Annotated in this window: 6 protein-coding genes; 2 read left to right on the top strand and 4 right to left on the bottom strand. The window is 43.8% G+C overall.

The features are described 5' to 3' along the window. Nucleotides 1–232 precede the first annotated feature (232 nt). Nucleotides 233–2,347, top strand: coding sequence for a hybrid sensor histidine kinase/response regulator (locus tag QOL74_RS02795; protein ID WP_283407905.1), 2,115 nt, complete (start codon nucleotides 233–235; stop codon nucleotides 2,345–2,347). A gap of 139 nt (nucleotides 2,348–2,486) precedes the next feature. Here the strand turns inward: QOL74_RS02795 and QOL74_RS02790 are convergent, their stop codons facing one another. The 4 genes from QOL74_RS02790 to QOL74_RS02775 form a co-directional block, all read right to left on the bottom strand. Further along, complete coding sequence (locus QOL74_RS02790) at nucleotides 2,487–2,924, bottom strand: FAD-dependent oxidoreductase (protein ID WP_346771705.1); 438 nt, start codon at nucleotides 2,922–2,924, stop codon at nucleotides 2,487–2,489. Beyond that, a complete protein-coding gene (locus QOL74_RS02785; protein ID WP_283407903.1) occupies nucleotides 2,818–3,333 on the bottom strand; it encodes an oxidoreductase in 516 nt (171 codons plus the stop codon). The genes QOL74_RS02790 and QOL74_RS02785 overlap by 107 nt, the downstream gene beginning before the upstream one ends. Nucleotides 3,334–3,478: 145 nt before the next feature. Beyond that, nucleotides 3,479–4,240, bottom strand: coding sequence for an SDR family NAD(P)-dependent oxidoreductase (locus tag QOL74_RS02780; RefSeq protein ID WP_283407902.1), 762 nt, complete (start codon nucleotides 4,238–4,240; stop codon nucleotides 3,479–3,481). Nucleotides 4,241–4,327: 87 nt separating this feature from the next. Beyond that, nucleotides 4,328–5,191, bottom strand: coding sequence for a methyl-accepting chemotaxis protein (locus tag QOL74_RS02775; RefSeq protein WP_283407901.1), 864 nt, complete (start codon nucleotides 5,189–5,191; stop codon nucleotides 4,328–4,330). A gap of 306 nt (nucleotides 5,192–5,497) precedes the next feature. On the opposite strand from QOL74_RS02775, the gene QOL74_RS02770 reads away from it, so the two are divergent. Continuing rightward, on the top strand, nucleotides 5,498–6,499 hold the full coding sequence (locus QOL74_RS02770; RefSeq protein WP_283407900.1) for a hypothetical protein: 1,002 nt from the start codon (nucleotides 5,498–5,500) through the stop codon (nucleotides 6,497–6,499). Nucleotides 6,500–6,650 lie beyond the last annotated feature (151 nt).

Below are 6,650 nucleotides of genomic sequence, written 5' to 3'. Positions count from 1 at the left end.
TTCCCGATACACTAAGGGGTCGGTTACTTGCAAGTACATAACTTTCAGCCACTTACAGACAGGTTATCCGTCAAAAGTTGGTGGGAAAGTTGAGTTAATTACATTTCAAAATCTGATTGAACAAGGATGACGCTGAACATCCTTGATACAAAGCCGCATTGGGTGAGGTTCAGCTCACCATCACACTTCTCCAGAAATAAATGGGTAAGCCATACGTTGGAAGGTGAGGCAGATGAGAAAAGAGAATCGAGCGCAACCAACGACTGAACTTAAAAGCATCTGGAAAGAGTTGAGTCGAATGACCACAGAGCAGGCACTGGCGGAGAACCTCGAAGCACTTCAGAAGGTGATGACCAGTCAGTTAAAGGATATGACACAGGCTGTGGCTGTCGTATTTTCTCTGTACGATCATCATCGTGAAGTCATGACAATTCAGCACATTGAAGCATCCAATGCATTTCTTCAAAAGGTGGTCCGGATTCTTGGCAATGGAGTGCTGCACTTGGAAACGCATGTCTCAAAAGCAGAGGTGGCAAGTAAAAGGAACCAGTTGGTGATCTCGTTTTCAAGTCTGACAGAAGCGACTATGGGTCATATTCCGCCCGCGCTTTCAAAAACCTTTCACTTGTTGACGGGTATTGATCGGTTCATTCTCATACAGCATTATTTGCTTGACCGGCTGTATGGCTCTTCGGTTATTGCATTAACAGGTGAACAATCGAATCCAAAGTGGGAAGTTCTTGATTTTTATGCTTCATTCGCTGCGGCCTCTTTACGTCGAATTGAAGCAGAAGATGTTCTGAAAGCTGAACAGGCACGCCTGAGCATGGTGATTGAAGGCACTCAGGCAGGCATTTGGGAATGGAATGTGGAAACCGGTGAAAATCGTGTGGACCAACGCTGGGCTGAAATCATCGGCCAGAGGGTGGATGAAATTGTACCGCAGATCGAAACATGGAGACAGCTGATTCATTCGGAAGATCACCCGATTGTTGAGAAAGCACTGGAAAGGGTTTTCAATCATCATCAGGAATATTATCGAGTCGATTTTCGGATGAAACACAAAAAAGGTCATTATGTTTGGGTTCAAAGCAAAGGCAAGGTGAACGCCTGGAGTGAGGATGGCAAACCCCTTCGGCTTAGCGGCACACATGTGGATATCACCCCGCGAAAAACAGCTGAAAAGGCTGTGATGGCTGCCAATGAGGCCAAAAGTCGATTTCTGACCCATATCAGCCATGAAATTCGAACGCCCTTAAACGGCATCATGGGATTTGCAAAATTATTGCAACAGACAGAAACAGATGGTGACCAGCGTGAATATGCAGATTTGATCCTTTTGGCGTCAGAAATGTTGTTGGCGATTGTGGAAGATATACTTGATTTGTCAAAAATTGAGTCAGGCAACATCACACTGAGACAACAGCTGTTTAACCTGAAAGATATCGTTGAAGCAGGCACGGCGCCTGTAAAAGTTCAGGCAGATGCCAAAAACATTGAATTTTCAGTAAATATGTCACCCCAGCTACCGGCCCATGTGGTGGGTGATGCGGTGAGAGTACAACAGATTATCATGAATCTAACGGCAAATGCGGTAAAATTTACCAGAAAAGGGTCGGTGAGGCTGACTGTGAACAGAGAGGGCGAAGCAACAATGTCTGAATCGGGAAGGGCCATAATCAGTTTAATTGTTGAAGATACAGGTATAGGCATGACGCAGGAAACGCTTAATCAAGTGTTCAAACCCTTTTACCAGGCAGATAATGATGTTGTTCATCAGTATGGAGGAACAGGCCTGGGCCTGCCAATAACAAAAGAGCTGGTAGCATTGATGGAGGGAACGATTGAAGCAGAAAGCAAATCAGGTGTTGGAACAACTATGACGGTCAAGATTCCATTTCGCTTGGCTGAATCAAAATCAAATCGAAACAATTCTGATGAGGATCAAATGCATGCTGAACAAAGAAATGAAATACAGGAAGAAAGGCTGTCGCGTATTTTAGTGGTGGAAGACCAGGAAGCAAATCGAAAAATGCTGGAATTTATGTTGAAGAAAAAAGGATATTCCTTTGAAATGGCAAATGATGGCAATGAGGCAGTGACCATGTTTAAAGAAGCAGACTACTCTCTTATTTTAATGGATGTTCAAATGCCAGGAATGAACGGGCTGGAGGCAACACGTCAGATTCGATCTCTTATGAACAAAAAATCACCGAAAATTGTGGCTGTGACGGCTCACGTTACAGAAGAAGACCGCCGCCAATGCATGGACGCAGGCATGGATGCATTTCTTGAAAAACCCATTGATTTTCACCAGCTAATAGCAACCATTGATGCCCATTTATGAGTATAGACAAAAGCAGTTTTGACGATGTTATCATATCATCAAAAAGCATAAGAACTGCTGTTCAAAGCAGCCCGTTCGTTAAACAGCCTGTGAAGATTCAACGATGAATTTTCACAGGCTGTGTGTCGTAGGGATATATTTACAGGATATCCATGGATGCACAGAAGCCCTCATAAGTGGCTTCTTTCACAGTGCGTGCTTTTCGGGCATCGCCGGTGACGATGAATGTGGGAACAGTGCCGTACAAATTGGCAATGATTGTATCCTGGGAACGACTGCCACAGGTATAGAGTGTCAGATCTGCCGGTGCAAAATCAGCGGCGCTGTCAGGTGAAGTAAAAGTAACGCCATCAGCATTAATTTCTTGAACCTGTACATGACAGAACCATTTCATTTCAGATTCGTTCATTCTGGGAATCAGCGCTTTCCGCTGAGAATCATTGGAGTCGATACAGATGTCATGACGCATCTCAAGAATGGTGACATCGGCGTCGCATGCATCGGCAAAAAAATATCCACTTTCGCAGCCGATGGCACCCCCCCGTTGTTCTTTCAGAGCCAGACATGCGATATTCAATGAGAAAATCGTCGCCGCAAAGGGCTTTGATTTTCTGGCAAACCATGATGGGGAATCTGGCCCGGTTGACCATGCTGCCGCCATATTCATCCTGCTGCCGATTCAAATGTGGAGAGATGAACTGACTCAGCAGCCATCCATGGCCGCCGTGAATATTTACCATGTCAAAACCCAACGCTTTACAATTCCAGGCAGCTTCAGCCCAATTATTGGCGACACGTTCCATCATTTCAACGGTCATTTCGTCCACCTGAATGCCGTCATCCCGCATAAATGCAGAAGGGCCGATGGGATTTTGATGGTCCTTGATGGTATCAGGGTGATTCACAGCACCCACGTGATTCAATTGAATGGAAGCAACCGAGCCATGCGCTTTAATGGCTTCAGTTAAAGTCATAATACTTTCCATGTGAAAAGTACTCATGTGTTTTTCGTACACATTTAATCCATGCTCATGTCTTTTGGAAAATTCATCATCGATGAATGTAACAATGCCGCCGGAAGTCATTAGTCAGGCACTTTCGGCAGCGTCATTCATCACTTAATTGAACTATCTAATATAACGATGTACCATGGTCAACGTAGAGAATTTGTCCGGTGATCGCTTTGGAAACATCACTGGCAAAGAAAAGAATGGCCTCAGCCTGATCTTCTGATTGCGCTTCGGGAAGGGTTACATCAATGTGTTTGGCACACGCTGCCGCAAATTCCTGGTGAAAGGTTGCAAACTGCTCTGGTGTATTCAACTCGGTAGGTGTGGGGCCAGGAGCAACGGCATTACAACGAATATCTGTCGCAGCATAATATAGTGCAATGTTTTTCGTCATGCTGTTAACAGCAGCTTTGGCGGCACTGTAGGAAATGCCTGCCACCCCCTGACTTCCAATGGAAGAAACATTGACAATGGAACCCTTGCCGGCTTTTTCCATGTGTTCAAGGGCGTACTTGCTCATGTAATAGACGGAATACTGATCGATTTTGCACACAGTATCATACCATTCTTCACTGCAGGCATTGATGGGCATGTGCTTATCTCCAATGCCCGCATTGTTAACAAGGATATCAATGCGCCCATGCTGTTGAATGGTGGCTTTGATGATCTTTTTGCAATCTTCCATGTCAGACACATCGGCCTGAACGGCAGAAATTTCACCTCCGGCTGCTCGGATCTTATCAATTACCTGCTGGTTGTTGGCTGCTCGCCTTCCAGCAATGACAACTTTTGCCCCTTCATCGCAGAAAAGGCGTGCTGTTGCAAGTCCGATTCCCGAATTCCCACCAGTTATAATCGCAATTTTGTTTTGGAGTCTTTTCATCAACTCTGCCTCCTTCAAGCATTCGTTATTTCTTCTTGCATTGGATCATTGAGGTAGTATAGTTCAATGTGTTAAAAGGTATATAGGTCATGACATCAATCGGGCATTCGATTCCATTTCTTTGACAAGACCAGCCAGCTGAGTGATTGAAGCAGATATTTCCTGGGTGGAAGCTGCCTGAGAATGTGTAATGTTGTTGACTCTTCTTGTTGCTTCACTGATCATCTTCACTTTTTCCTGAAGCAACTCAGTGGTTTCTCTGATATGTTTCACAGAATTTGAACTGCTGTCAGCCATTTTCCGGATCTCTGTAGCCACTACCTGAAATCCTTTGCCCAGTTCGCCGGCCCGGGCAGCTTCTATGGAGGCGTTCAAACCCAATAAGTTTGTATTAGCCGCCACGTTGTTGATGAAATTGAGCATGGTATCTGTGGCTTTAACCTGTTCTGTCATCTCATGCTGCATCTTTTCCAAGTATTCCATTTCTACTGCCAGTTCCTGAGCTGAAGCTGCCAACTCTTCAATAGTAGCAACAATTTCATCTGAAGTATCGGCGAATGTTTTGATGGAGTTGTCGAGTTGATTCTGTTGTTTCAAGCTGATGGCAGCAGCAATGCCACCGATGATTTGACCGATTTCATCCCGAATGGGAACCGAAAGAGATTTAAAGGGTACACCAAACACTTCTGCGGGTGTATAGCATCGGGTTAATTCTCCTGCTTTCATTGCTTGAGCCAAAGGGCTGTCATCATTTAATTTGATATTATCAATATCCAACGGTAAGTCTTGTGCCTTTAAATTGCAGATCACTCTTTGACGGTCAGAAACTCCGACCATGCTGTCGATGGGAATCAACTGCTGGATCAACGGAGCGATGTGAACAACAGCCTGAAGAAGGGGATGAATCTCATCGGTTGGATGATCTACTTTGGCTTCGCTTTGCTTTTCCATGGAACTCCTCCTTGTCAGGTAGCACGTCAATTACTGGCACGGTTGAAAGTTTCAACTCTTTGAACATCGCATCATATGAATATTTATAACGAAATGTTTTTCCGTCTGCTAAAATTATAACAACGAATACTGCGGATTGCCTAATGCTAATTCTGCATTGAAGTATAAGGTTTCTTGGGCTGTTTTAATTGTCATCAATGAATTATGATGGATGAGAATAAAAGGGGAGTTGGATAATGGGGAAATGTTCAATGAAAATGAATATTTTCGGTTTATTGACCAGATAAAATACAAAGAGGTGCTCACATGGAAGAATCAACACTACACATGAAATGGTTTTACGAAACGCTTACTTTGGCGTTTCAAATGGAAATCGAAAATACGGTGATGCAAATTGAAAAGCATTACTTTGCAGACAAAGTCTTCGATGAATCTGCCTACCGTGCTGCAGATGACTTTGTTTTCAGAAGAGATGTGACCGAATTGTCTTACGGAAAAACATTTCAGCTGACATATGATGCACTTATGGCAGAGGATTTTTCTCAGTATTTGCTTGGGTTAAAAGTGATACTGGTGAAGCTGAGAGACCATCAACGGTACACTTATTTTGACCGGACACAGATGCTGGTGCTTCTAAAAGAAATGGATCGTAATACTGGCTGTGGTGCGCCGGCCATACCCGAAGAAAAGATACCAGATTTCACTCGGAATTCCAGAAGATTTTTACCCACTCAGATAAACTTTGTGGGGATTGAAAAGGGGCGCAAGTTATCCAGACCTCTGTATCACCGCCATGAAACTATCACAGAGGCCGCTCTTGAAAAAGAGTTTAAAGCAGCCGCAGAACAAGGGGTTATTTATCACCATATTGTGGCGACGGATCAATTAATTGTTCAGCAAAAGGACCATCCAAATCCACTCTTGTGGGTACATTTGGCAAAACTGCTGGCGATCCATTATGCCACTGAAAAAACTCCCTGGAACAGAGATCTGACCGACGCTTTTCTGGAGGCGTTTGAAGGACTGATCAGCTGTACTGAAAATCCGTCAACTGCTGGTCTGTATCAAGTTACTTCCGGTATTATCGGTATCTGGATCAAACGATTAAAGGCAAATAACCAGACCATGAACAACCAGGAAAAAGCGGAGTTTCTGAATTTTTTAATCAACACTTATGTAATGAGCGGTGAAGAAAAGCTGCTTATTTACATACTCAAGTTGGCAGAGGGATTTGGCCAAGGAGATACATCTTATATGGATGGGATTAACCGTTGGATTGCAGCACAATCTCTTAAAGACGAATCGTAAAAGTCAAATAAGAAACCTTTTCAACATTTCATTCACAGCTCTTTTGGGCAATTGCTATCCATCCTTAAAAAGGTACACACAAAAAGAAGCCGGAAGGCTTCTTTTTGTGTGAGATTGTCGAAAAAGTCGTGTTTTAGAGATGAACATGACT

The organism is Anoxynatronum buryatiense (assembly GCF_900182905.1).
Taxonomy (GTDB): Bacteria; Bacillota; Clostridia; order Peptostreptococcales; family Tindalliaceae; genus Anoxynatronum; species Anoxynatronum buryatiense.
Note: the sequence above shows the minus strand (reverse complement) of the source record. Positions and strands in the feature narration are given on the sequence as shown.